This window comes from Arthrobacter sp. KBS0702 (genome assembly GCF_005937985.2).
GTDB lineage: Bacteria > Actinomycetota > Actinomycetes > Actinomycetales > Micrococcaceae > Arthrobacter.
The window spans coordinates 1,800,213-1,823,570 of sequence record NZ_CP042172.1 but is presented as its reverse complement, the minus strand read 5'-3'; the positions used below and the strand labels follow the sequence as shown (position 1 = coordinate 1,823,570).

General features: G+C 68.3%; 23 protein-coding genes and 1 tRNA gene. 10 read left to right on the top strand and 14 right to left on the bottom strand.

Annotation, left to right across the window (positions count from 1 at the left end; all coding sequences use genetic code 11):
• Positions 1 to 51: 51 nt before the first annotated feature.
• The 3 genes from FFF93_RS08380 to FFF93_RS08370 form a co-directional block, all read right to left on the bottom strand.
• The gene (locus FFF93_RS08380; RefSeq protein WP_138769322.1) at positions 52 to 1,137 is read right to left on the bottom strand and encodes a tRNA (adenine-N1)-methyltransferase; all 1,086 of its coding nucleotides are present in this window, start codon (positions 1,135 to 1,137) and stop codon (positions 52 to 54) included.
• Positions 1,138 to 1,238: 101 nt separating this feature from the next.
• Positions 1,239 to 2,375, bottom strand: a complete 1,137-nt coding sequence (locus FFF93_RS08375) for a site-2 protease family protein (RefSeq protein ID WP_222424672.1) — start codon at positions 2,373 to 2,375, stop codon at positions 1,239 to 1,241.
• A gap of 79 nt (positions 2,376 to 2,454) precedes the next feature.
• Positions 2,455 to 3,204 carry an HAD family phosphatase gene (locus FFF93_RS08370; RefSeq protein WP_138769323.1) on the bottom strand — a complete coding sequence of 250 codons (750 nt, stop codon included), beginning with the start codon at positions 3,202 to 3,204 and terminating at the stop codon, positions 2,455 to 2,457.
• Between the two features lie 120 nt (positions 3,205 to 3,324).
• Here FFF93_RS08370 and FFF93_RS08365 point away from each other — a divergent pair, with 120 nt between their 5' ends.
• On the top strand, positions 3,325 to 4,230 hold the full coding sequence (locus FFF93_RS08365; RefSeq protein WP_138769324.1) for a PAC2 family protein: 906 nt from the start codon (positions 3,325 to 3,327) through the stop codon (positions 4,228 to 4,230).
• Positions 4,231 to 4,241: 11 nt separating this feature from the next.
• On the opposite strand, the gene mshC is transcribed toward FFF93_RS08365, so the two are convergent.
• Both mshC and FFF93_RS08355 read right to left on the bottom strand, forming a co-directional pair.
• The gene (gene mshC, locus FFF93_RS08360; protein WP_138769325.1) at positions 4,242 to 5,549 is read right to left on the bottom strand and encodes a cysteine--1-D-myo-inosityl 2-amino-2-deoxy-alpha-D-glucopyranoside ligase; all 1,308 of its coding nucleotides are present in this window, start codon (positions 5,547 to 5,549) and stop codon (positions 4,242 to 4,244) included.
• 15 nt (positions 5,550 to 5,564) lie between these two features.
• A complete protein-coding gene (locus FFF93_RS08355; RefSeq protein WP_138769326.1) occupies positions 5,565 to 6,398 on the bottom strand; it encodes an undecaprenyl-diphosphate phosphatase in 834 nt (277 codons plus the stop codon).
• A gap of 51 nt (positions 6,399 to 6,449) precedes the next feature.
• Between FFF93_RS08355 and FFF93_RS08350 the strand changes: the two genes are divergently transcribed.
• Together FFF93_RS08350 and FFF93_RS08345 are read left to right on the top strand one after the other, a co-directional pair.
• Positions 6,450 to 7,385, top strand: coding sequence for an aldo/keto reductase (locus tag FFF93_RS08350; RefSeq protein ID WP_138769327.1), 936 nt, complete (start codon positions 6,450 to 6,452; stop codon positions 7,383 to 7,385).
• A 74-nt stretch (positions 7,386 to 7,459) separates the two neighbouring features.
• Positions 7,460 to 7,987 (top strand): DUF427 domain-containing protein, encoded by a 528-nt coding sequence (locus FFF93_RS08345; protein WP_138769328.1) that lies wholly within the window; start codon positions 7,460 to 7,462, stop codon positions 7,985 to 7,987.
• 31 nt (positions 7,988 to 8,018) lie between these two features.
• On the opposite strand, the gene FFF93_RS08340 is transcribed toward FFF93_RS08345, so the two are convergent.
• Positions 8,019 to 9,593, bottom strand: coding sequence for an HNH endonuclease signature motif containing protein (locus FFF93_RS08340; RefSeq protein WP_138769329.1), 1,575 nt, complete (start codon positions 9,591 to 9,593; stop codon positions 8,019 to 8,021).
• A 158-nt stretch (positions 9,594 to 9,751) separates the two neighbouring features.
• Here FFF93_RS08340 and FFF93_RS08335 point away from each other — a divergent pair, with 158 nt between their 5' ends.
• Positions 9,752 to 10,651, top strand: a complete 900-nt coding sequence (locus FFF93_RS08335; protein WP_261375383.1) for an NAD(P)-dependent oxidoreductase — start codon at positions 9,752 to 9,754, stop codon at positions 10,649 to 10,651.
• On the opposite strand, the gene FFF93_RS08330 is transcribed toward FFF93_RS08335, so the two are convergent.
• Entirely contained in the window at positions 10,638 to 10,904 is a 267-nt protein-coding gene (locus FFF93_RS08330) for a hypothetical protein (protein ID WP_138769331.1), read from the bottom strand. The genes FFF93_RS08335 and FFF93_RS08330 overlap by 14 nt on opposite strands.
• A gap of 39 nt (positions 10,905 to 10,943) precedes the next feature.
• On the opposite strand from FFF93_RS08330, the gene FFF93_RS08325 reads away from it, so the two are divergent.
• Positions 10,944 to 11,177 carry a DUF5703 family protein gene (locus tag FFF93_RS08325; protein WP_138769332.1) on the top strand — a complete coding sequence of 78 codons (234 nt, stop codon included), beginning with the start codon at positions 10,944 to 10,946 and terminating at the stop codon, positions 11,175 to 11,177.
• Positions 11,178 to 11,223: 46 nt separating this feature from the next.
• Here FFF93_RS08325 and FFF93_RS08320 read toward each other — a convergent pair whose 3' ends face one another.
• Together FFF93_RS08320 and FFF93_RS08315 are read right to left on the bottom strand one after the other, a co-directional pair.
• Positions 11,224 to 12,399 (bottom strand): acyl-CoA dehydrogenase family protein, encoded by a 1,176-nt coding sequence (locus FFF93_RS08320; protein WP_138769333.1) that lies wholly within the window; start codon positions 12,397 to 12,399, stop codon positions 11,224 to 11,226.
• Positions 12,400 to 12,415: 16 nt separating this feature from the next.
• Positions 12,416 to 13,720, bottom strand: coding sequence for a M20/M25/M40 family metallo-hydrolase (locus tag FFF93_RS08315; protein WP_138769334.1), 1,305 nt, complete (start codon positions 13,718 to 13,720; stop codon positions 12,416 to 12,418).
• Between the two features lie 161 nt (positions 13,721 to 13,881).
• Between FFF93_RS08315 and FFF93_RS08310 the strand changes: the two genes are divergently transcribed.
• A tRNA-Leu gene (locus FFF93_RS08310) sits at positions 13,882 to 13,964 on the top strand.
• Positions 13,965 to 14,075: 111 nt separating this feature from the next.
• On the opposite strand, the gene FFF93_RS08305 is transcribed toward FFF93_RS08310, so the two are convergent.
• The 5 genes from FFF93_RS08305 to FFF93_RS08285 form a co-directional block, all read right to left on the bottom strand.
• Complete coding sequence (locus tag FFF93_RS08305) at positions 14,076 to 14,936, bottom strand: aminoglycoside phosphotransferase family protein (RefSeq protein ID WP_138769335.1); 861 nt, start codon at positions 14,934 to 14,936, stop codon at positions 14,076 to 14,078.
• A gap of 29 nt (positions 14,937 to 14,965) precedes the next feature.
• Positions 14,966 to 15,598 (bottom strand): GNAT family N-acetyltransferase, encoded by a 633-nt coding sequence (locus FFF93_RS08300; RefSeq protein ID WP_186372259.1) that lies wholly within the window; start codon positions 15,596 to 15,598, stop codon positions 14,966 to 14,968.
• A 180-nt stretch (positions 15,599 to 15,778) separates the two neighbouring features.
• Positions 15,779 to 16,765, bottom strand: coding sequence for a hypothetical protein (locus FFF93_RS08295; RefSeq protein ID WP_222424658.1), 987 nt, complete (start codon positions 16,763 to 16,765; stop codon positions 15,779 to 15,781).
• A gap of 140 nt (positions 16,766 to 16,905) precedes the next feature.
• Complete coding sequence (gene malQ / locus FFF93_RS08290; RefSeq protein ID WP_138769337.1) at positions 16,906 to 19,119, bottom strand: 4-alpha-glucanotransferase; 2,214 nt, start codon at positions 19,117 to 19,119, stop codon at positions 16,906 to 16,908.
• A gap of 7 nt (positions 19,120 to 19,126) precedes the next feature.
• Positions 19,127 to 19,669, bottom strand: a complete 543-nt coding sequence (locus tag FFF93_RS08285; protein WP_138769338.1) for a hemerythrin domain-containing protein — start codon at positions 19,667 to 19,669, stop codon at positions 19,127 to 19,129.
• Between the two features lie 169 nt (positions 19,670 to 19,838).
• Between FFF93_RS08285 and FFF93_RS08280 the strand changes: the two genes are divergently transcribed.
• The 4 genes from FFF93_RS08280 to FFF93_RS08265 all read left to right on the top strand — a co-directional run bounded on the left by FFF93_RS08280 (position 19,839) and on the right by FFF93_RS08265 (position 23,318).
• Positions 19,839 to 20,192: a TraR/DksA C4-type zinc finger protein gene (locus tag FFF93_RS08280; protein WP_138769339.1), complete on the top strand. Its 354-nt coding sequence runs from the start codon at positions 19,839 to 19,841 to the stop codon at positions 20,190 to 20,192.
• A gap of 23 nt (positions 20,193 to 20,215) precedes the next feature.
• Positions 20,216 to 21,010, top strand: coding sequence for a M50 family metallopeptidase (locus tag FFF93_RS08275; protein ID WP_261375381.1), 795 nt, complete (start codon positions 20,216 to 20,218; stop codon positions 21,008 to 21,010).
• A gap of 9 nt (positions 21,011 to 21,019) precedes the next feature.
• Positions 21,020 to 22,084 (top strand): glutathione S-transferase family protein, encoded by a 1,065-nt coding sequence (locus FFF93_RS08270; RefSeq protein ID WP_138769340.1) that lies wholly within the window; start codon positions 21,020 to 21,022, stop codon positions 22,082 to 22,084.
• A 76-nt stretch (positions 22,085 to 22,160) separates the two neighbouring features.
• Entirely contained in the window at positions 22,161 to 23,318 is a 1,158-nt protein-coding gene (locus FFF93_RS08265; RefSeq protein WP_138769341.1) for a serine hydrolase domain-containing protein, read from the top strand.
• The last annotated feature ends 40 nt before the right edge of the window (positions 23,319 to 23,358 follow it).

The following is a 23,358-nucleotide window of genomic DNA, read 5'->3' as shown; positions in this document are numbered from 1 at the left end:
AAGACCTTAGCCCCAAGACGGCCGTGCTGCTGAAGACTTCCGGAATGCGGACTAGTTCGTATCCCCGGGAGTGTCCTTGACGTTGGTACCGGCGATCGCATCGCGGGCCGCCCGTCGCAGTTTCTTGTCCGAGACTGCCCGTTCGCCCACGGCGCCGGGAGTCCAGGCGTTGACATCCTCGGCGTCGAACTCGGTCTTGGAGGGGCGGCGCTTCACGGAGATGCCGGTGACGCCGTCGGCCAGCCGGCGGGTGACCAGCAGGAATCCGGTGTGGGCCACCATCCGGTGGTCCGGACGTACGGCGAGGCCCTCAAGGTGCCAGCCTCGCACCATCGACTCCCAGGCGTCCGGCTCGGTGAAGCGGCCGTCGGCGCGGATGGCCTCGGCGGTTCGGGACAGCTGCGTAACAGTCGCGACATAGTTGATCCAGACGCCGCCGGGAGCCAGCACCGTCGCGACGGCGTCGAGGCATTCCCAGGGGGCCAGCATGTCCAGGACCACCCGGTCCACGGAGCCCGGGGCCTCGGTCCGGACGACTTCCTCCTGGAAGTCGCCGAGGGTGATCTGCCACGCCGGGTGGGGGCCGCCGAAAATCGTCTCGACGTTGCCGCGGGCAATGTCCGCGAATTCCTCACGCCGCTCGAATGAGTGCAGGTAGCCGTTGTCCCCCACTGCGCGCAACAGCGAAATGGACAGCGCGCCGGAGCCAACGCCGGCCTCAACCACGCGGGCGCCCGGGAAAATGTCCGCCATGGTGACGATCTGGCCGGCATCCTTGGGGTACACCACGGCAGCGCCGCGCGGCATGGAGAGCACGAAGTCGGAGAGCAGCGGGCGCAGGGTCTGGTACTGCTGGCCGACGTTGTTCACCACAACCGAGCCATCCGGCTTGCCGATGATCTCGTCGTGGTTGAGGAAGCCGCGGTGCGTGTGGAACGCGCCGCCTGCCTCAAGGCTGATGGTGTTCATCCGGCCGCGTTCGTCGGTGAGCTGGACCCGCTCACCCTCTCGGAACGGTCCGCGGCGCCGGTTGGCACCCACCGGCGCAGTGGCTGTTTCAGTGGCTGGCGCCATTGTGCTGTCGACGGCGGTGCTCTCCCCGCTGGGGGTCGCGTTGGCGGCGGTGTCGCTGCTCATGGAATGTTCCTCGCTCCTGTAAAAGCTTCGGTGGCCGCGGCTGTGGCGGCTGGCACCGGCCCGTTTTCGTGGGCCGGAAAATTCACGACCGGCAGGTAACTCTACCGGTTCCGGTCCCGATTTCGGCCTTCGCCCCCGGCGGGGGTGCCCGCGCTGCCGCGCTGCTGCTTGCCGGTCAGGGCATTGAGCACGGTCAACTGCCGCAGCAGCCCCGTAACCGAGCCGGCGTCGTTGACCACCGCGTAGTCGGAGCCCTCGAGCTGGGCCAGGTACGCCAGCAGTTCGGCGCCCCGGTCGGTTTCCTTCACGTACGCGCCCGCGGCGAGCGGATAGGCAACGGCGGTTGCCGGGGTCGTGCCGGCCAGCGCGGCTGGAACGTCGGCGGCAGCAGTTTCGTCGACGACGGCGGCGGGCCGTGCATCCGCACCGTAAAGCACGACGGCGGGGACCCCGGCCGGCGAGTGCCGCAGCACGTCAGCCACGGTGGCGGTCTCCGGCAGCCCGAGCGCCGGTTCGGCGAGGGCGGCGGCGTCGACCAAGTGCAGCCGGCTCCGGTAGCGGGCCTGCTGGATCGAAGCGGTGGCGCCGAGCCAGAGGAAGCTGCCCACCAGGACGGTGATCAGCATCAGGGAGGTGTCCGGGCGGTTGCCGCTGAGCAGCGGCAACGCAACGAACCAGACGGCGAGGGCGATCACGATGATCCTGCCGGCCCACCCGGCCGCGATGGTGCCTTTTTCATGGCTGCCGGTGGCCTTCCAGACCGCGGATTCCACCAGCCGGCCGCCGTCCAGCGGCAGGCCGGGCAGCACATTGAAGACGCCGATCAGCAGGTTGGCCCAGACGAAGATGTTCGCCAGGGTATCCGCGACGCCGGTGAGCTGGCCGCCGGAGATCAGCAGCCAGCCGCCGGCCGCGAGGACCAGATTGGCGGCGGGGCCGGCCATGGCCACCAGCACGGACCGGCCCGGTGAGGCGGTGAAGTCTTCGAACTGGGTGTGGCCGCCCCAGAGGTTAAGGACGATCTTCCGCGTGGGCCAGCGGTACAGCCGGGCGGTAAGGGCGTGGGCCAGTTCGTGGACCAGGACCGAGATCAACAGCAGCACCGAGTATGCGAAGGCCACCAGGTACGCGGTGGCACCGAGCCGCGGGTCGTTGTGCGCGAGCACCGGCCCATAGGCGATCACGGTGAAGGCCGCGATAGCGAACCACGAATACGCCAGCACCACGGGAATTCCCATGATCCGGCCCAGCGGGATCCCCCCGCGCAAGGAGTACGGCCGCTCCTCGGCGTCCCCCTGCGGTTTCTGCGGCGACGGCTCAGTCAAGCCGGCCTCCGCTGCCCGAGCGTTCCAGTTCGAGGTTCCAAGACCCGGCGTCTGCGTGCCGCAGCGTGACGAGCTCCTCGAGGTCGGCGACGGTGCGCCCGGCGAGGGTGTCCCAGGTTGCGCGCCGCGGATCGTCAGGCAGCGGGACGATGTGCGGAATAGCCACCGTGACCACCCCGGAAGCCACGGCCGCGGCAACTCCGGGCGCCGAGTCTTCGAGCGCGACGCAGTGCCGGTGGTCCAGTTCGGGGTCGTGCTGCTGCAGGAGTTGAACGGCCTTCAGGTAGGCCTCGGGGTGCGGCTTGCCCTGCGTGACGGTGTCTCCGGTGACGAGGAATTCAAAATACGGTTTGGGTAGGCTGGCTACGATCTCGCGGGCCAGGGGCGCCTCGGACATGGTCACGAGGGCGCAGCGGACGCCGGCCGTGTGCAGTTCGTCGAGCAGCTCTCGCGCCCCGGGCCGCCACGGGACCGATTCCCGGACCAGGCTGACGACGTGCCCGGTGAGGGTGTCGATGATTTCGCGCACTTCCAGCTCCACGCCGGCTTCCTGCAGGATGCCGGCCGAGAACACCAGCGACTGTCCGACGAGCTGCATTGCCTTCTCGTGCGACCACTCTCCGCCGTGGGCGGCGACCAGGGCGTGTTCAGCCTCGATCCAGTACCGTTCGGTGTCCACGATCGTGCCGTCCATGTCCCATAACGCGGCTTTGAGCAGGGGCTGGGAAGCTGGGGATCGCATGCCCTCCAGTCTACGGTGCGGCCCCGGTGCGCCGCCCGGGCTACGCCGTCGGCGAATTTCAGGGGACTTGCAGTGCCCGCCTGCCTGCGCTCCCCCGCAAGTTGGACGTAGGGTGAACACATGAATAGCTTCGAGCCAGACACCACCGAAACGGGCGTCACGCCCGAGCCGGAGCGGCTGCTGCAGCCCGTACCCGAGGGCCAGCGCATCACGGTGATGCTCGCGGCGTTTGAGGGATGGAACGACGCCGGCGAAGCCGCGAGCGATGCCCTTCGCTACCTGAACAAGCTCTGGGGCGGCAAGAAAGTCGGCTCGATTGACGCCGACGAATACTACGATTTCCAGTTCACCCGGCCGACGATCCGGCGCACCGCTTCCGGCGAACGAAAGATCAAGTGGCCGTCCACCCGGATCTTCAAGGCCAGCGTCCCGAGCTCCAACGTGGACGTTATTTTCGTCCAGGGCACCGAGCCGTCGTACAAGTGGCGCGCCTACACGGCCGAGCTGCTGGTGCACGCCGAGGCGCTGAAGGTGGACTACGTCATCCTGGTCGGCGCCCTGCTGGCCGATGTGCCGCACAGCCGGCCCATCCCGGTCAGCGCCTCCACGGACGATGCCGCGCTGCGTGAGCGGATGGACCTGGAAGCTTCCCAGTACGAGGGACCAGTAGGGATCGTGGGGGTGCTCGCCGAGGTGGCCCTGCTGGCTGGGCTGCCCACGGTGTCCCTCTGGGCCGCCGTGCCGCACTACGTGGCCCAGGCGCCCTCGCCGAAGGCGCAGCTGGCCCTGCTGCACCGGATCGAGGAACTGCTGCAGGTCCCGCTGGACACGCAGGAGCTGGTCGAGGACGCCGACGCCTGGGAGCGCGGCGTCGACGAACTCGCCACCGAGGACCCGGAGATCGCGGCCTATGTTCGCCAGCTGGAAGAGGCCAAGGACACGGCGGACCTGCCCGAGGCCAGCGGCGAGTCGATCGCGCGGGAGTTTGAGCGCTACCTCAAGCGGCGTGGCAAGGACAAACCCTAGGGTCGGACGCTTTAGAGTTCGACGCCGAGCAGGGCGTTGACGGCGTCGGACACCAGCGCCGCGTCAGCGGCAGAACCGGCGTCCGATCCGGCGTCGGCCTCGGTAGCCGGACGGGTTGCCAGGGCCGTTGCGGCCCAGGCATCCACTGCGGCGACGGCGCGAGGGGCGTCCAGGTCGTCCGAGAGCGCGGCCCGCAGTTCTTCGATGAGCGGCCCGGCGGAACCTGCCGGAGCAAGGGCAACGGCGGCGCGCCAGTTGCGCAGCCGGTCCTTGGCCTCGGCGAAGCCGTTCTCGGTCCAGGACCAGTCGCTGCGGTAGTGGTGCGCCAGGATAGCGAGCCGGATGGCGCCCGGATCCTCGCCGGCGGCCCGCAGCTTGGACACGAGCACAAGGTTGCCCTTGGACTTGCTCATCTTCTCGCCATCCAGCCCCACCATGCCGGCGTGCGCAAAGTGCTTGGCCAGCGGGACCCCGCTCAGGGAGTAGGCGTGGCCCGCCCCCATTTCGTGGTGCGGGAAGATCAGGTCGGATCCGCCGCCCTGCACCGTGAAGGGCGCGGGCAGGTACTTCTGGGCGATGACGGTGCACTCAATGTGCCAGCCGGGGCGCCCCTCCCCCAGTTCGCCGCCGGGCCAGCTGGGTTCTCCCTCCCGGGCGACCCGCCACAGCAGCGGGTCCAGGGCCTGGCGTTTCCCGGCGCGGCCCGGATCGCCGCCGCGTTCGGCGAAGAGTTCCAGCATTTCGGCGTCTGCCAGGCCCGAGATGGAGCCCAGGGTCCAGGCGTCGCGGGCCTCGGCGGAGTGCTTCCCGGCCGCTTCGACGTCGTAGTAGACGTCGCCGTCGGGCTCGCCCGCGGCGCCGGCGACCCGGTAGGCCAGTCCGCGGCGGACGAGGGATTCGATGGCCGGAACGATCAGCGGAATGGCCTCGACGGCGCCCACATAGTTGTCCGGGGCCAGCACATTCAGGGCTTCCATGTCGGTCTGGAAGAGTTCGATCTGGCTGGCGGCGAGTTCACGCCAGTCCACGCCGGTCGCCGTCGCACGCTCCAACAGCGGATCGTCGACGTCGGTGACGTTCTGGACGTAGGCGACCTGCTGGCGGCCGTCCCTCCAGGCGCGGTTGAGCAGGTCGAAGGCGACGTAGCTGGCGGCGTGGCCCATGTGGGTGGCGTCGTACGGCGTGATGCCGCACACGTACATAGACTGCTCCCCCGTTGCTTCAAGGGTGACGAGGCCGCCCTTGGCGGTGTCGAAGAGTCGCAGCGCGGGCATGCTGCCCGGGAGCTGGGGAACGGGGCGGGAGGTCCAGGATTTCACAGACCAAGCCTAGTGCTAGGCGCTGATGACATTGAAACCGAGCAGCACGTACAGCGCGAGCCCGAGGCCGATCCGGTACCAGACGAAGAGACGGTAACTGCGGGTGGAAACGTATTTGAGGAACCACCCGATGATGACGTAGCCCACCACGAAGGCGATCACGGTGGCGAGGCCGGTTTCGGGCAGGCCGTACGGTCCGGTGATGCCTTCCTTCGTGACCACCTTGTACAGCTGGTAGAGGCCGCTGCCAAAGACCGCCGGGATGGCCAACAGGAAGGAGTAGCGGGCCGCAGCTTCGCGGGTGTAGCCCATCAGCAGTCCGGCGGTGATGGTTCCGCCGGAGCGCGAGACCCCGGGAATCAGGGCCATCGCCTGGGCGAGGCCGTAGTAGATGCCGTGCTTGTAGGTGAGTTTGGTCAGGTCACGTTCCTGGCGGCCGACGGCGTCCGCGACGGCCAGGATCATGCCGAAGACGATCAGCGTCGTGGCGACGATCCACAGGCTGCGGAGGACGGATTCGATCTGATCCTGGAAGAGCAGGCCCAGGACGATGATCGGGAGGCTGCCCAGGATCACGAGCCAGCCCATTCGTGCGTCCGGGTTCTGCCGGGACACCCTGCCGGTGAGCGAGCCGAACCAGGCCTTCACGATCCGCACGATGTCGCGCCAGAAATAGACGATCACCGCGGTCTCGGTGCCCAGCTGGGTGATGGCGGTGAAGGCCGCCCCGGGGTCGGCCGCGTCCGGCAGGAACGCCCCCACGATCCGTAGGTGCGCGCTCGAGGAAATCGGGAGGAATTCTGTCAGTCCCTGCACAAGGCCCAGAAAGGCTGCTTCTAACCAGTTCACGTTTATAGACCCTACGTTATGAACGTTCCGGAGCATCGTAAGCTTGCAGGCATGCAGCAGCGTTATGTCGGCAACAGTGGGTTGCGTGTCTCGTCCCTTTCCCTTGGCACCATGTCGTGGGCCGGTGAGACCGATGAGCAGGATGCCGCCGGCCTGCTCCGCACCTTCGTCGACGGGGGCGGAACGCTGATTGACACCGCCGCGTCCTACGCCGGCGGCCGCGCCGAGGCACTCCTCGGCAGCATGCTGGGCGACGTCGTCGCCCGCTCCGAAGTGGTGATCTCCACCAAAGCAGGGCTGACGACGTCGGGCGGCCGGCACAGCGTCGACACCTCCCGCAACGGAATGCTGTCCGGCCTTGACGCGAGCCTGGCGCGGCTCGGCACCGATTATGTGGACCTCTGGCTGGCCCAGGCCTGGGATCCTAACGTGCCGCTGGAGGAAACCCTCTCCGCCCTGGAATTCGCCGTCCGCTCCGGCCGGGCACGCTACGCGGGTGTCTCCAATTTCAACGGCTGGCAGACCGCGAAAGCCGCCGCCGTCGCGGGCTTCCCCCTGGTCGCCTGCCAGTCCGAGTACTCGCTCCTGCAGCGCAAGCCCGAAGGCGAGTTGATTCCCGCCATCGAGGACGCCGGGCTCGGCCTGATGGCCTGGGGCCCGCTGGGGCGCGGCGTGCTGACCGGCAAGTACCGCGGCCACATTCCGGCCGACTCCCGCGCCGCGCACCAGAAGCTGGCAGGCTACGTGGAGCCGTACCTTGAAGGGAGCGCCTCCAGCGTTGTCGAGGCGGTCGCGATGGCCGCCAAGGGGCTGGGCCGGACCGCCTTGGACGTGTCCCTCAGCTGGTTGCTGTCACAGCATGGGGTGGCGACAGCGGTGGTGGGACCCCGGACGGCTGTCCAGCTCAAGGAGATCCTGGACGCCTCGCTGGCGCCGTTGCCGCCGGAGATTGCCGTGGCCCTAGAGGACGTCTCCAGCGGAGCCTAGGCCGCGGGCGGGAGGCGGGCTGGCTCCGCCGGCATTCAGGGTCGTATCCCAGCCGAGCATGTCACCATGGGGACATGACTCCAGCGCACGGTATTTCGGGATTCTTCCGGCGTCCCCAGCCCATCAAACCCAAGGCGGGGCAAGAATCGGTGTGGGACTACCCGCGCCCGCCACGGGTTGAGCCGCGATCGGAACGCGTGGTCGTGCGGCTCGGCGGACAGGTAATTGTGGACACGACGGATGCCGTTCGCGTCCTGGAGACGAGTCATCCCCCTGTCTACTACCTGCCAATGGACGCATTCGCTGCCGGTGTACTCGTCCCGGTCGAAGGCACCAGCTTCTGCGAGTTCAAGGGAGAGGCGCACTACTTCGACGTCGTTGGCGGGGGCGTCGTCGTTCCCCGTGCCGGGTGGACCTACCCGGAACCCACCCGGGGCTTCGAGGCGCTCAGTAGCCGGGTGGCCCTCTACCCGGCTCAGATGGATTCCTGCACGGTCGACGGCGAGCAGGTGACCTCGCAGGAGGGTGACTTCTACGGAGGGTGGATAACCTCGCGGATCGTTGGCCCGTTCAAGGGCGGCCCCGGCACGACCGGGTGGTGACGGACTCCCAGCTGGCGACCAGACCGAGTGTTCAGCAGCGGAAGTAGTGGTTTCGTCTCGGTGTCTGGTGTGGGTCGAGGTGGGGTGGCGGGATGAACCAGGGGATGCCGTTGCGGGGCTGGATGGTCCATTGTTCTTTGTGGATCAGGTGGTGATGGTGGGAACACAGGAGTGTTCCGTTGTCTGTGCTGGTGGGCCCGCCGTGGGACCAGTAGGTGAGGTGGTGGGCTTCGCACCAGGGGGCGGGGATGGTGCAGTCGGGGAAAGCGCAGCCTTGGTCGCGGGCGGTGAGGGCTTTGCGGATGTGCGGCGGGAAGATGCGGGTGGTGCGGCCGATGTCCAGGACCCGGCCCCGGGATCCGAGGAGGACGGGGATGATGTCGGCGTGGCAGGCGATTTTGCGGATGGTCGCGGCGGTGACGGGCCCGGTGAACGCCATTGTCCCGGTGCCGGCGAACCCGAACGGGCCGGTTGCGTCGGCGCCAGGTCCGCGGGCGTCCCCGGCCCAGCCGAACTTGGCTGCGTCCACGGTCCCTTCCAACTTCCCAGCTTCCCCGGCGTCGGTCAGCTGGTGGAGCCGGTCGAGGAGGTCGCGGTAGTCGATGGTGACCATGACCTGGGGCCGGAGTCCGCCCGCGGCGGGCAGCCCGCCGGAGGCGAGGGCGGCTTTGCAGCCGCCGACGAGGCCGTCGAGGAGTTTCTGCGGCCGGGACCGCCGGTCCAGCAGGTTCGGCACGAACCCGTCCGCAGCACTCGCCGAATCCGCGTCGGCGGCGGTGTCACTGCCGCCCGATTCGCCCTCGGCTCCGCCGGCTCCGGCCGCCGCGGTGCGGGGGTTGGTGGCGGTGTTCATCACGGTGAGGAGGTGTTCGAACTGTTCGGTGGTGGCGAAGATTTCCAGGTGCTGCAGGCCGTGGCGGGGTTTGCGGATGAAGGCTCCCTGGAGCTGGCGGAGGAGCTCTTCGGAGGGTTCGGCGCCGTCCTGGTCGATCGCGTCCATCCAGCGCCTCGCGATCCGGGCCAGGAAGTCCGGGTCGTGCTCGGCCGCGGTGCGGGTCAGGGCGTGCTCCATCCGGGCGCCGGTCTCCGCGTCGCAGACGCCCCGGACCCGGCCCAGCGCCTGGGCGATGATCGTCGCGGAGCGGGACGGCACGGCCCCGGCGGCCACGGCCGCGGCGAGTTCCTCGCGCACGGGCGGGACGGGCTGGCCGGTGATCCCGGTGCGGGGCAGCACGTCCCCGGCCAGGGACAGGCGCCGGTGCGCCTCCGCGGCACTGATCTGCAACCGGTCCCGGAGGAACTCGGAGCTCTTGCGGTAGCCGTCATCGAGCACCCGGGCACTGCCGGCAGCGGCGGCTTCCTTGCGGGTGCGGTCCACGGCCCCGGCAGCCACCAGTTGCAGGTACTCCACGGCCCGGGAGATTTCCTCGACTTGGCCCGCGGACCCGGACGCCTCGCCAAAGTCCATCAGTGATGAGTCCGCGACCGCAGTCGCGCACAGGTCCTGAAGTCGGCCAAGGACCCCGGCAAGATTATGGCCTACGCCGTGCACATCACCGCCGGGCCTTCCGGCCGGACGAGCGATGAGAGCTGCACCGATTCCCATGAACCAATTCAACCGCGGGGGTCAGACATTATGAGTGGCAACCGGTGCGGACCGCATCGTCGCCCTCCGCGAACGTTAGAGTGCGGTGAGGATAGTCGCGACATAGGGGGAAGACGATGCGGGCGGTTCTTCTAGGAGGAACGGGAGCTATTGGCGGTATGACCGCAGTGCGGCTCGCCAAAGCAGGATGGACCGTGGACGTGACCGGCCGGAGCAGTGCCCGGATGCCTGCCGAGCTGGTTCAGGCAGGGGTGCGCTTCCACCAGATCGAGCGGAGCGACATTAGCCGAGTTCAGGAGCTAGTGGGCCCCGGCGCCGACCTCCTGGTCGACCTCGTTGCCTATTCGGCCGCGGAGGTCAGGGCCGTGCTTCCGCTGATGGCCTCGGTCGCCTGCCCGGTCCTGGTGTCAAGCCGTGCGGTCTACACCGACGCCGTGGGCAGGCACGTCAACGGCGACGAGCCGCCGGAATTCGACGCGCCGATTAGGGAAGACACTCGCACGCTTCCGCCGGCCGGTGACGACGTGAACCCTTTCAGCCGGGACGGGTACGGGCCCTGCAAGGTCGCCGCCGAACTAGCGGCACTCGACTCGGGCCTGCCGGTAACCGTGATCCGCCCGTCGAAAGTGCACGGCCCGTGGGCCCGGAACGCCCGCACAAAAGGCATCGTTGAGCGCATGCTGCGCGGGGAGCCCACCATCGAAGTGGCCGATCCAAACACCGTCGATCACCTCAGCGCAGCCGCCAATGCCGCCGCCCTCATCGAGATTCTGGTAGCGCAGCCGGCGCCCCGAGTCCTCAACGCCGCCGATCCAGACACCCCCTCGGCTCTCCGGATTGTGCAGGCCATTGCCACGCAACTGGGCTGGAATGGAGAGATAGAGCGGGTGCCAGCCACGGCCGACCGAGGGGACCATCCGTGGCGGACGCCCATGACCCTGGATACCAGCGCGGCCCACGAACTGGGCTACACCCCCGTCGGAAAGGGTCTCGACTTACTGGCCGACGAAGTGGCGTGGGTTCAGTCCCAAACCACCGGCGGCACTAATCCTGGATGAGTTCGAGGTCTTCCTCGTCGTCGACGTCTTCGTTTTCCTCGTCGTCATCTTCCTCGTCAATGACCTCAAGGGGTGTCACTTCGCCATACGCTTCGTAGAGGGAGTCGTCGTAGACTTCAAAGGCATCGGCAACGGCGAAGAAGGCCGCCTCGACCGCGGGGTCCCCGTCTCCCCGCCGCGCCGCCGCAGCGGCCAAGTGCTCCTCAAGGGCGGAGGTAAGGGCCTGAAGCGCGACACGCGGATCGATGCTCATGACTTCACGTTAGCCCGAAAAAGACGAAAATGGAGAGCAATGAAGGAACATTTTCTGAGCAGCTCGGTCCGTCGGGAGCGGGACTATGCGCGTCAGTACGAGTACCTCGTGCTGACGGTCAGCCCTGAGGATTCCCTGCCGGAGGCGCGACGCCTCCTTGCGGCCCACTCCGAATACGGTAAGTGGGAACTCGAGCGCAGCGTCCTGTACGTCGGCGGCGGGCGCCGCTTCTGGTTACGGCGCAAGGTCATCCAGGTCCAGCGGACCGTATAAAAAGTCCAACAGACCGTCCTGGACCCCGGCGCCAAAGCCCCGGCGGCTAACCCTCCAGTGGGCCCAGCCAGGCGTTGGCTACCGTGTTGTGTGCCGATTCGTCGTCGGACGGGTGGAACATTCCCGCCAGGACGTCCCGGTAGAGTCGCTCCAGCTCGGAACCGCGGAAGTAGCTCGAGCCGCCGGAAACCCTGATCGCAAGGTCGACGACGGTGCGTGCCGTTTCGGTGGCGCGCACTTTCACCCCAACGAGCTTCGGGAACCACTGCCCGCCGTGATCGGTGAGGGCATCGACGTCGGCCGCCCCGGTCGCAAGCTGCGGGTAGAGCGCATCCATCGCCATGGCCGCCTCCGCGACCTTCCAACGGATGTCCGGGTCTTGGGCGTAGCTGCGGCCGCCGTTTTTGAACGAGGTGCGGCGCTTGACGGCTTCGACGCCCAACTGCAGTGCGCGCTCCCCGATCCCCGTGTACACCGCGGCCAGTAGCGTCTCGAAGCAGGCGAAGATGGCGAAGATCAGCGGGTCCGCGTTGGGTCCAACGGGGAGCTTCCGGAAGATCCGCTCGGGCGGAACCACGGCGCCTTCCAGGACTGTGGTGTTGGACTGGCTGGCCCGCATGCCCAGCGTGTCCCAGTCGGACAGGATCTGGTAGCCGGGGGTCTCCCGGTCAATGAAGCCATGCACCAGTTCGCCCTCGCCGTCCCTCCCCGCGGCGTCCTTGCCGAAGATGCCCAGCCTGGTCCACGCCGGTGAAAGGCTCGTGAAGATCTTCCGCCCGGTGAATCCGTAGCTTCCGTCCGGCAGCGGGGTGGCCTCGGTCCGGGAGTCGAAAAGTACGGAGTCGTTCCCCGCCTCGGAGTTGCCGAAGGCAAAGATCTCGCCCTCCGCGGCCTCCTTCAGGACGAAGTCAAGCGAGGAATCACCCCGGGCCGCCAGGACATGGGCGACGCCGGTCCACACCAGGTGCATGTTGATCGCCAGCGCTGTGGCCGGCGCCGCGGTGGCCAGCCGCCGCTGCAGCTGCGCCGCCCCGGCGAGCCCCAGGCCCAGGCCGCCTTGGGACGCCGGGACGAAGATCTTCAGGTAGCCGGCGTCCGCAAGCTCGCGGAGGTCCTCCGTGAAGAAAGCATTGTCCCGGTCGTACCCGGCCGCGCGGGCACGGATCCGTTCCAGGAGAGCCTCTGGCAGGATGTCTTCGGGCGTCGTGCCTGTGGGTGCCATTTTCGGTGCGATCCGCTCAGTAGTTGCTCAGCAGGGTATTCAGCACCCGGGCGCCGAACTTGAGCGAGTCGGCCGGAACCCGTTCGTCGACGCCGTGGAACATGCCGGTGAAGTCGAGGTCGTCCGGGAGCATGAGCGGCGCAAATCCGTAGCCGGTGATGCCGAGCCGGCTCAGGGCCTTGTTGTCCGTGCCGCCCGAGAGCGTGTACGGGAGTACCTTCGCGCCGGGGTCCTCGGAGTGCAGCGCGTCGATCATCGAGTCCACGAGGTTCCCGGCGAACGGAACTTCGAGCGAGACGTCCTGGTGCACGTAGCTGACATCCACCCCGGTGCCCGCCAGTTCGCGGACGATCTCGAGGACCTGGTCCTGCTGGCCGGGCAGTGTCCGGCAGTCCACGAGGGCCTCGGCGGATTCCGGGATGACGTTGTGCTTGTACCCGCCCTTGAGCAGGGTGGGGTTGGTGGTGTTCTGCAGGGTGGCGCCGACAAACCGGGCCACGGTGCCGAGTTCCTTGAGGATCTTGTCCGGATCGTCCGGATCGAACTCGACGCCGGTGAGTTCCGTCACGCCGTCCAGGAACTGCCGGGTGGTGGGGGTCAGCTCCACCGGCCAGCGGTATTCCCCGATCCGTGAGACGGCGCTGGCGAGCCGGGTAACGGCATTGTCCGTGTTGATCTGGGAGCCGTGGCCGGCACGGCCGTGAGCCACCAGCCGCAGCCAGGACAAACCCTTCTCCGCGGTCTGCAGTAGATAGGTGCGCTGTCCGCCGATGGTGGCCGAGAAGCCGCCCACTTCGGAGATCGCCTCGGTTGCGCCCTCAAAGAGTTCGGGCCGGTGTTCGACGGCGTAGCCGGCACCGTACTTGCCGCCCGCCTCCTCATCCGCGAAGAACGCGAAGATCAGGTCGCGCTTGGGCTTCCGGCCGGTCCGGGCGAAATCCCGCAACACGGAAAGGATCATGGCGTCCATGTCCTTCATGTCCACGGCGCCGCGGCCCCAGATCAGGCCGTCCTTGAGCTCCGCACCAAAGGGGTCCACGGACCACTGCTCCCGCAGCGCGGGGACGACGTCGAGGTGGCCGTGGACCACGAGCGCGCTGGCAGAAGGATCCTCGCCGGCCAGCCGGGTCACCACGCTGGCGCGGCCGGGTGCGGATTCGAAGATCTCGGCGTCCAGCCCGACCTCCGTGATCAGTCCCGCGGTGTATTCGGCGGCTGCGCGCTCTCCCGGTCCGGAACCGTCACCGTAGTTGGAGGTGTCGATCCGGATCAGTTCCTGGCAGATCCGGACAACCTCGTCTTCGGGCCGAATGTCAGTCATATCGCTCCTCGTGGCAGTGGCTCAGTGCTGGCTTCAGCCTACCCACACCGCCCCGGCAGACCCCGATTATTTGTTTCCGGAATCTTCGTGTAGAGTCTTTCTCGCTGCTTCCGAGAAAAGCAAAACGCTGAAAGGCGAAATTCTTCCCGGAAATACCACCTGCGCGGGTGGCGGAATGGCAGACGCGCTAGCTTGAGGTGCTAGTCCTCGAAAGGGGGTGGGGGTTCAAGTCCCCCTCCGCGCACAACAGGAAATGCCCTGGAATCCTTCATGGATTCCGGGGCTTTTTTGTGTTCTGCGCCCACCCGATCCAGCTTCCGGTCTGCCGCCACTTAGGGGCCCGCCGGCTGGGCCGTCACCCCTGGCTGGGATCCTCAAGGGTGCCTGTGAGGAACCGTGCCTGGAAATTCCCCAGCGCGAAGTCCCTGAGCTTCGAGTCGTTTACCAGTTCGGCGGCGGCGGCCACTTGCAGCGGCAGAGAGGCCCGATGGGCTCGTGCCCTGGCGATCATCTCCTTGTCCGCCAGGTCGGCGACCCTGCTCGAGCCGAAGGCTCCGATGAGCGGCGCCAGGTCGATTGCCGGGTCACCGATGCAGGCGTTGTCGAGGTCCACGACGCCGGACAGCTGGGTGCCTGTCCACATGATGTTGTGCAGGCCGAAGTCACCGTGCACCAGCGTCGTTCCGGCCGTGGATTCTGCGTCCAACACGTTCGCGACAACTCGTCCGGCGGCGTTCCGTGCGGCCCTGTCCAGAGGCTGGAGAATCCGGTCCACGACGCCCGGCCAGTCTCCGCCTCCGCACGCCTGCCTGACCGGACGAAGCGCACCCGGAGGTCGCCCAGCTTCCCGGAGTCCGGCGAGAACCATCTCCAGAGCCTCCCTGACTTCCGCCCAGGAGAGGCCGGTTCGATGGTCGCCCGGGACGACGCTGGTGAGTTGGGCAGACCACGTCGGTCCCGAACGCGGTTCGGAGAGCGCAACAGGACTACGAAAAGGAAGATCCATGGCCGCCAGGGTCCTCAGGTTCTGATGCTCGCCCTGCGTCCGGTGGGTGTGTTCGGAACCGCTCGCGACGCGCACGACGGCAGAAGAGCCGAGGACCGCTACGTGATGGAACGCGCCGTGCCTGAAGGCGGCCACCTCCCACGGGAGCTCCGGCCACGCCCTTTCAACCTCCATCCACAGCGTCGAGGTATCGGCATCGAGAGTGTTCACGAGGGTCAGTCTCTCAGAAGCAAGGCCCCCTAGACCGCGAGCAGCCCGGCGGGCATCTGTCCCGCCAGGGAGGCCAGCGCACGGGGACGCAGTTCCGGCCACTCCTCGGTCAGCAGCGACAGGATGACGAAGTCACGCCAGAGTCCGTCAATGTTGCGGGAGGACCGGCGGCGGGTGCCCTCGGGCGTGAAGCCGAACCGGACCAGCGAGGCCAGCGACCGCTGGTTGCGGGCGTCCACGTCGCATTCGATCCGTCCGGCCCCGCAAGAGAACAGCCAGTCGAGCAGCGTGATCTTGACCTCGTGGTTGACCTTGGCGCCCCAAAGGTCCGGGTCCAGCACCGTCCGGCCGATCTTCACGCGTTCGGTTGCGTCCTCATGCTCCGTGATGCCGGTGGTTCCGACGAACCGGGACTGTCCCAGCGGCAGTGTCTGGTACACGGAAAAAACCTGCAGTCCGGCGAAACGGCGGTCCACAAACGCCGTCAGTTCAGCGTCACCGACGGGCCTGGCCTCGCTGTCGCTAAAGCCCTGGGACCAGATTTCATCGCGGGCCAGAAGGCGCGCCAGCGGCTCGACGTCGAGAGCTGTAAAGGGTGCCAGGACGAACCTACCGGTGACCGTCTGAAGGGTCGGCAGGGTGTCGGGAAGGAGCAGCGCCATTGCGGCCTTTCTGGTGCGCGGTAATGCGTCCGGGAGGGGGAAAACGAGGGGCATGTTTGTCCGCGAATTTCAGGCGGCAAGTGAAATTATCACCCCGGCGCCCCACCCCGCAACGACACGCTGGCCGGAGGCATCTCCGGGATGCTCGCCGAGCACGGAAGGCCGGTTCACGACCTTCCGCTAGGTGTAGGCGACACGCTGAATCTGGAGCACCTCCGGGCCGGAAACGACGTTGACGCGTACCCATTCGTCGACGCTGGAAGCACCCTCGATGGTCACCCGACTCAGGTTCGCTACGCTGCCCGTGAGGCCGTAGAACGTCTTCCATTTCGTGGTGGTCAGCGGCTTGTCCTTGACGTAGCCGTGGCTGTCCCCGTTGAAGAGGAAGACCGGGCGCTGGAAGAGCGCGGCCTCGCTGGCGAGAGCGCGGACAATGCTGTGGAATGCCCTGCGGTAGCCGGAGCCCTGCGTGCCGGGTGCAAACATGTCCGCCTGGGTCAGCAGCACCACGGCCCTGCTGTTGGCGGACTTTGCCGCGACGAAGGTGCTCCTGATCTGGGCGATGGTGGCCTCGACCCGGTCAGCCTCCTCGGTGAGTTGGGGTTGTGTCGGGGAGGTGTAGCCCAGTCCGGTCCATGGCTTACGGTCGTTCTCGGAGCCGACAATGTGCAGCGTGGTCAGGGTCAGGCCGCCTGCGGCGAAAGAGACGTTTTCTTTGTAGCCCGCTTGCGCGGACACCGGGATCGCGTTTTGGCCCAGGGTGCGGCCGGGGGCCGGAAAGAAGACCGATCGGACAGTGGCGAGCCGCTCCAACGGGTTCCCCCTGCCGACGCTGGCCCGGTGGCAGTCCGCCCACTCGTTGTCCCCCGGGGTGTAGACGAGCGGATCCACAAACTTGTCGAAATTGGACTTGATCTTCTGGTAGTAGCTGCTGGAGCAGTTGCCGGAGCCGATGTCGCCCAGGTGGCTGACCATTTTCACGTTCGGGTCAGCGTTGATTTGCGCGATGCGTTTGGGAAACAGGCCCAGCTGGGTTGAGCCGTAGGGTACGTCGCCGATCACCGCGAAGCTGTAGCTCGTCGCCGCGCCGGCCGTCCCGGTGACGGCGCCGGATAGTCCCAGCGCCAGCGCCAGTGCCGCCCCGGCCATCCTCGCGGCTCGCCTCATTTGCTTCCTCCCCGGACGCACGGGCAGCAGGGCTGTCCCCGTTGCCGTTGGGGCCGAGGGTAGCGAAGTGCAACAGCACTGAAACCAGTAGCGGCTACTGGTGCGGGCCGGCGTCTGCCACTCGGCGTGCTACTGGCCTGCTACGCGTCCGTCGCCCCTGGCCCCGTGCGGGCGCCGGGCCGCGCGCCCGGCCGGAGGGCTTGTTGTACCCGGCTCAGAAGGGAATGGAACCTGGCATTCTCCGGTAGCTCTTCGATGAGGACGACGCCGTCCGGTCCCGCGAGTGGAATGCACCAGTTGGGATACTCCGTGCTGGTGCCCGGCTGGTTCTGCGTACGGGTCTCCCCGACGGCATCGACCAGCGCCACGCCCAGTAACGACGACGGCGTGAGGGCGGTGAATTCGTATAGCGCCTCAACGGTGGCCTGCACCCCAGCACCAGGCTCAGCCTCCGGTAGCAGCCCGCGCTCCCGCACGAGGGCCAGCACCTCTTCCTGCTCTGCTGCGTCGGCGGCCCGTTCCTCCACGACCGGACGCCGCAGCAGCCCGAGCGACTCCCGCAGCGTGACATGAGCGCCGGCCAGGTAGCCGGCGGTGGGTGGCAGGTCGTGGGTGTTGACGCTCGTGAGGCACTCCTGCCGGTAGCGTTCAGGCGCCAGCGGTCCGGCGTCGTCGCGTTCGAACCACAGGATGGAGGTGCCAAAGATTCCCCGTTCGGCGAGGTAGTCCCGCACCCACGGTTCGAAGACACCCAGGTCCTCGCCGATCACGACGGCCCCCGCACGCTGGGCCTCCAGGGCGAGAATCCCGATCAGGGCTTCATGGTCGTAGTACACATAGGTGCCCTCGCCTGGCCCGGCTCCCTCGGGGATCCACCAGAGCCGGAACAGGCCCAGCACGTGGTCCACCCGGATCCCGCCGGCGTGGCGCAGCACGGTCCGCAGCATGTCTCGGTAGGCGGCGTAACCGGATTCCGCCAGCCTCGCCGGGTGCCACGGCGGCTGGGTCCAGTTTTGGCCCTGCTGGTTGAACATGTCCGGCGGCGCGCCCACCGTCACACCCTGTGCGAGGACGCCGGAGAGTGCCCACGCGTCGGCGCCGCCGAGCTTCACACCGACCGCCAGATCGTGCACGATCCCGATGTCCATGCCGGACCGCCTGGCCGCGTCCTGCGCCGACTCCAGTTGCTGGTCGCAGATCCACTGCAGCCAGCGGTGGAACTCGATTCGGTCCGCGAGCGCCGTCCGTTGGGCCGTGGCGTACCCGGTGTCCGGGGAGGAGGCGGCGTCGTCCCAGTCGCGGGCCGACGGGCCAAGGGACTCCGCGAGGGCCGACCACAGGGCGAAGTCGTCGAGCCCCTGCCCCTGGTCACGGCAGAAATCGCTGAACTGCCGCGAGCGGGCCGGGCCCCGGCGGACGCCGAACACCAACTCGAGCGCGGCGAGCTTGGCTTCATAACTGGCGTTGCGGTCCAGCAGCCCCAACTCCCGGTTGGCGAGGCGCAGGCGCGAGGCCAGCCGCTCCGTCTCCGCCAGGGACCGGGGGTCCAGGTAGGCGTGCTCCGGAATCTCCTCCACCCGGATGTACAGCGGGTTGAAGAAGCGCCGGGTGGTGGGCAGGTACGGCGAGTCCTCCACCGGCGGGCGGGGCTCCGCGGCGTGCAGTGGGTTGACCAGGACGAAGCCCGCTCCCTCGCCGCCGGCCACGGCGGCAAGGTCGGCCAGATCGGCGAAGTCGCCAATCCCCCAGGAACGCGAGGAGCGCACCGAGTAGAGCTGGGCCGTGAGTCCCCAGCTGCGGCGCCCTGCGAGCGCCTCGGTGGTACGCAGCCGCCGCGGGGTCACCACCAGGGGACACTCCGAACGGGTGCCGGCCGCATCGGCCCAGACGGCGTGCCACCCCAGCGGCAAGCCGTCCGGAATGCTAAAGCTCGCCCGCCCGGTGAGCACACCATCGACCTCGCGAGGCGCCTCCCAGTTCTCCAGTTGCGCCGCCTCGTGCCGCGTGCCGTCCTCCGTGACCACCCATACGCTGACGTGGCTGCCGTGCGGCACATGGACATCGAAAGCCGCCGCAGCACCCTCACGTGCCACCACGATGGGCGGCAGGAGCCGGCGCCAGGGAGCCACGTCCGCTTCGGCCAGTGCAGCCCGCAGCTGCGCCGGGCTGTCTGCGGCGATGCCCAGGGCGGTAAGGACACGGCGCAGGGTGCTGCCGGCGACGGAGCGTTCCACACCGTCCCAGCCCCAATAGGAGGTGCCCACCCCATGCGCCGCCGACAGTTCACGCAAGAGTGCCTCGGCGTCGGGCGCCGGTTCCGGGAGCTCGCCGCGTGGCTCTGTGCTGTCCCTCATGGGCGCGTCAGCCGTCGACCGGGTGTGCCCGCGGCGTGGCGCTGTGCTGGGCGGCGTGGACGTGGGCCTCTCCCACCAGTTCGTGCAGCCCGGCGACGGATTCGGCCAGGTTGAGCCCGGACGACTCCGCGATGTAGGGCATCAAGAGCCGGTTCTCCTTGTCCAGATGCAGGGCGAACACCTCGCCAATGGCGCCCGCGGCGACGGCGGCGTCGACCCCCTGCGCGGCCCGGAGCCGTTCGACCAGCCCGACGATTACCTGGTGTTCGGCGAGCATGCCCGCCACCAGCAGCCGTCCCTCCGGGGTGTCCCCGGCTCCGCTGTACAGCGGCCCCTCCTCGGCGAGCGCGTGCGGGACAAGTTCGGTCTCGCACCATTCGACCAGCACCTCGTGGGCGTCGTGCTCCGCTACCGTGTCGTGCGCTTTCACCGCCTGGGTGAGGGCGGAGGTCAGGGCGTGCACCCGTCTGAGCATCCCGGCATGGTGCGTCTCCACGGCCGCGAGCGCCCGGGCTTCGTCCCCGGAGTTCTTCGGAACCGGCGTGTCCATGGCTTCTCCCTTGCTGGGCGGAATGATGTTCCGGCTGGATCTGGTCCAACTGTACGGCCGGTCCGGTTCCCGGGAACAGGCCTTTCGCCCCGGGAACGTCTCCGGCCCCAGCCTCCGGGTACGCCCCCGTTTCGTCGCTGGGCAGCCCGCCGCGCTAGCCTTGCATCCTATGGTTGACGTCGAACGGTTCCGGGTCCTCCTCACCGAGGAGCGCGACCGGAAACTAGCCCTGCTGCCCGCCCTCCGCAGGGACATCACCTCGGTGAACGCCGCCCGGCAGGACTCCAACGTCGACGACGAACACGATCCGGAGGGCGCGACGATCGCCTTCGAACTCTCCCAGGCCTCCGCGCTGCTCGAACAGAGCAGGGCGGGGCTCGCCCAGATCGAGGCAGCCCTGGCCCGCATCGACGCCGGCAGTTACGGGATCTGCGAAGTCTGCGGCGGCCCCATCGCCGAGGGCCGGCTGGAAGCCAGGCCGTGGACGCCCTACTGCATCCGGCACAGCGCCGGGCGCGCCTAACAGGGAAGGCGTAAGACTCCCCCATGAGCATGGACGCAACAACCCTCGCCGCCAACGACCTCGCCGGGACGTGGTGGCAGCGGATCCTCGGCGGCTTCAGCCACTCCCCGGCGCCGGTGGTGACCGGCACCGAGCTGCTGCTGATCATCGCAGTCGCCGTCGCCCTGTCCCTGCCGCGTGTGAGTTGGCGGTACTTCGGCCTGCTCGCCACCGTGACCCACGAGCTGGGTCATGCCTTCGCCGCCCTGATGACCGGGCAGCGGCTTGGCGGTATCAGGCTGAGCCTGGACCACTCCGGCACCACCACGAGCTACAGCCGGCGTCCGCTGGCTGCGGTCTGGTCGACGTTCTGGGGCTACCCGGTGCCCGCCGTCGTTGGCGCCGCCATGGTGTGGTCCGGCTTCAACGGCTGGGGGCCCGCGGCCATGTCGGTGGGCACCCTTCTGCTGCTGGTTTCCTTCCTCTTCCTGCGCAACGGCATCGGGGTGCTAATCACGGCCGCCGCTGTCCTCGCCGCGGCGCTCCTGGTCCTGTTCGTCCCGGCCGAATTCATCGGGCACGTGATGATCGGCCTGGGCATCGCGCTGCTTGTGGCCGCGGTCCGTGACCTGGGCAAACTGGCTGCGGTGCATTCCAGGCACCGGAACCGGCTCTCGACGTCGGACGCTTACCTGCTGTCCCGCGCAACGCGCGTCCCCGCAGCGGTCTGGATCGTCCTCTTCGCCGCCGTGGTGGCCGCCTCCTGGTGGTTCGCCTGGCAGCCGATGGTGCAGGTGTTCGCCACACTCCGGCCGGGTCCGGGTCCCTTCCCGGCTTAGGCTGGGACCATGAACACGACACACACCGACGACCCGGCCTTCAGCACCCGGGGCGCCTACGTCACCGGCGGTGCGGAATTCAACCGTGATACCAACTACATCGAGGACCGGATCACCCGCGACGGCGCCCCCGGGGCGAACGGGGAACCCGGATGGCCCGTCGAAGCCGGCCGCTACCGGCTGGTCGCCGCGCGCGCCTGCCCGTGGGCCAACCGGACCGTGATTGTCCGGCGGCTCCTCGGCCTCGAGGACGTGATCTCGCTGGGCCAGCCCGGACCCACCCACGACGCCCGTTCCTGGACCTTCGACCTCGATCCCGGCGGCAAGGACCCCGTCCTGGGCATTGAACGCATCCAGGAGGCGTACTTCCGCCGGTTCCCGGACTACCCCCGGGGCATCACGGTGCCGGCCATCGTTGACGTGCCCAGCGGCGCCGTCGTGACCAACAACTTCCCCCAGATCACCCTCGACTTCTCCACCGAGTGGACCGAGTTCCACCGCGAGGGTGCCCCGGACCTGTATCCGGAGGCGCTTCGGGAGGAGATCGACGCCGTCAACAAACGCGTCTTCACGGAGGTCAACAACGGCGTCTACCGTTGCGGCTTTGCCGGGTCCCAGGAGGCGTACGACGCAGCCTACGACCGGCTCTGGACGGCACTCGACTGGCTTGAGGAGCGCCTCACCGGACAGCGGTACCTGGTGGGCGACACGATCACCGAGGCCGACGTGCGGCTGTTCACCACCTTGGCCCGTTTCGACGCCGTCTACCACGGGCACTTCAAGTGCAACCGCCAGAAGCTCAGCGAAATGCCGGCACTGTGGGCTTACGCACGGGACCTCTTCCAGACGCCCGGTTTCGGCGACACGACCGACTTCGTGCAGATCAAACAGCACTATTACATCGTCCACGAGGACATCAACCCCACCGGGATCGTCCCCAAGGGGCCGGAGCTTGGCAACTGGCTCTCGGAGCACGGCCGTGAGGCCCTCGGCGGACGCCCCTTCGGAGACGGCACGCCCCCCGGTCCGGTCCGCGCCGGCGAAGAGGTTGCCGCCGGTCACGGCGCCGGCTAAGCCCCCGGCCGGTCTTCCGGCGGGATGTCCGGCAGGGTGTCCGGCGCGGCAGTCCAGGCGGCGCTAGGGTGGGGCCATGGATCTCTCCACCGGGCCCCGTCCCACGTCGTCGGCCGCAGCACCAGCCCCGACCCTCTCCGTCGGAACGGCCGCCCCGGAGTTCCGGGCCGTACGCGAACTCTTCGACTCGTTCCTCGCGCAGGACCCGGAATACAGTGCGCAGCTGGCGGTGTACCGGGCCGGCGCGAAGGTCCTGGACCTCGCCGGCGGCCCAGGACTTGGCCCGGACGACATCACCGGCACCTACTCGTGTTCCAAGGGCGCCGCGGGGCTTGCCATGGCTCTGCTGGTCCAGGACGGCCTGCTCGACTTGGACGCCACCGTGGCGTCCTATTGGCCGGGGTTCGGCGAGCACGGCAAGGACCGGCTCACCGTCCGGCAGGCCCTCTCCCACCAGGCGGGCCTGCCGGGCATCGCAGGCGGCTTTGCCCTCGAGGACTTCCCCACGCCGAAAGCGGCGCGGGCCCTGGCCGCCGCAGTCCCCTTGTGGCGCCCGGGAGGTACCTTCGGGTACCACGCGCTGACCATCGGCATCCTGATGGAGGAGCTCTGTCGCCGGGTCGCCGGGATTTCCCTCCAGGACCTCTACGCCGAACGCGTCCGCCGCCCCTTCGGGATCGACTTCTTCCTCGGCCTGCCTGCGGAGGAGGAACCGCGTTACCGAGAGGTGCTCTACACCGAGGACCCGGCCGCCGCCTGGCTGGACCCGCTCGGCTACGCGGGACTGAACAGCAACGCGCCGGTCAGCACCATCATGGAGCTGCCCAACCACCGCGTGATCCGCGCCGGCGGCATGAGCAGTGCCGGCGGGGTGGGCTCCGCCGAGGGACTGGCGCGGCTCTACGCCGCGGCCACCACCGGAGTCGAGGGCCGTCCCGGGTTCCTGGCACCCCGGACCGTCGGCCTGATGGCCGAGGAACAGGTGTGGGGCCTTGACCGCTCCTCAGGACAGGACAACGCCTTCGCCGTGGTCTTCATGAAGCCCCAGCCCGGCCGCGATTTCGGCAGCCACCTCGCCTTCGGCCATGAGGGTGCCAGTGCCGCCCTGGGTTTCGCCGATCCTAGCTACGGAATCGGTTTCGGCTACGTGCCCCGGCGCAGTGAGGAAGGCCGCACCAACGGGAGGGCTCAACGCCTCTCCGCCGCGGTACGGCAGGCCTGCGCAGCCTCCTGAGGCCATCCCTGAGGCCGCGCCGGGGGTTCGTCCAGTTGTC

Coding starts and splice junctions, on each gene's coding strand:
- FFF93_RS08380 (WP_138769322.1), bottom strand. CDS start 1,137: ATGAGCAGCGACACCGCCGCCAACGCGACCCCCAGCGGGGAGAGCACC.
- FFF93_RS08375 (WP_222424672.1), bottom strand. CDS start 2,375: ATGGGAATTCCCGTGGTGCTGGCGTATTCGTGGTTCGCTATCGCGGCC.
- FFF93_RS08370 (WP_138769323.1), bottom strand. CDS start 3,204: ATGCGATCCCCAGCTTCCCAGCCCCTGCTCAAAGCCGCGTTATGGGAC.
- FFF93_RS08365 (WP_138769324.1), top strand. CDS start 3,325: ATGAATAGCTTCGAGCCAGACACCACCGAAACGGGCGTCACGCCCGAG.
- FFF93_RS08350 (WP_138769327.1), top strand. CDS start 6,450: ATGCAGCAGCGTTATGTCGGCAACAGTGGGTTGCGTGTCTCGTCCCTT.
- FFF93_RS08345 (WP_138769328.1), top strand. CDS start 7,460: ATGACTCCAGCGCACGGTATTTCGGGATTCTTCCGGCGTCCCCAGCCC.
- FFF93_RS08340 (WP_138769329.1), bottom strand. CDS start 9,593: ATGGGAATCGGTGCAGCTCTCATCGCTCGTCCGGCCGGAAGGCCCGGC.
- FFF93_RS08335 (WP_261375383.1), top strand. CDS start 9,752: ATGACCGCAGTGCGGCTCGCCAAAGCAGGATGGACCGTGGACGTGACC.
- FFF93_RS08330 (WP_138769331.1), bottom strand. CDS start 10,904: ATGAGCATCGATCCGCGTGTCGCGCTTCAGGCCCTTACCTCCGCCCTT.
- FFF93_RS08325 (WP_138769332.1), top strand. CDS start 10,944: ATGAAGGAACATTTTCTGAGCAGCTCGGTCCGTCGGGAGCGGGACTAT.
- FFF93_RS08320 (WP_138769333.1), bottom strand. CDS start 12,399: ATGGCACCCACAGGCACGACGCCCGAAGACATCCTGCCAGAGGCTCTC.
- FFF93_RS08315 (WP_138769334.1), bottom strand. CDS start 13,720: ATGACTGACATTCGGCCCGAAGACGAGGTTGTCCGGATCTGCCAGGAA.
- FFF93_RS08300 (WP_186372259.1), bottom strand. CDS start 15,598: ATGGCGCTGCTCCTTCCCGACACCCTGCCGACCCTTCAGACGGTCACC.
- FFF93_RS08295 (WP_222424658.1), bottom strand. CDS start 16,765: ATGAGGCGAGCCGCGAGGATGGCCGGGGCGGCACTGGCGCTGGCGCTG.
- malQ (WP_138769337.1), bottom strand. CDS start 19,119: ATGAGGGACAGCACAGAGCCACGCGGCGAGCTCCCGGAACCGGCGCCC.
- FFF93_RS08285 (WP_138769338.1), bottom strand. CDS start 19,669: ATGGACACGCCGGTTCCGAAGAACTCCGGGGACGAAGCCCGGGCGCTC.
- FFF93_RS08280 (WP_138769339.1), top strand. CDS start 19,839: ATGGTTGACGTCGAACGGTTCCGGGTCCTCCTCACCGAGGAGCGCGAC.
- FFF93_RS08275 (WP_261375381.1), top strand. CDS start 20,216: ATGAGCATGGACGCAACAACCCTCGCCGCCAACGACCTCGCCGGGACG.
- FFF93_RS08270 (WP_138769340.1), top strand. CDS start 21,020: ATGAACACGACACACACCGACGACCCGGCCTTCAGCACCCGGGGCGCC.
- FFF93_RS08265 (WP_138769341.1), top strand. CDS start 22,161: ATGGATCTCTCCACCGGGCCCCGTCCCACGTCGTCGGCCGCAGCACCA.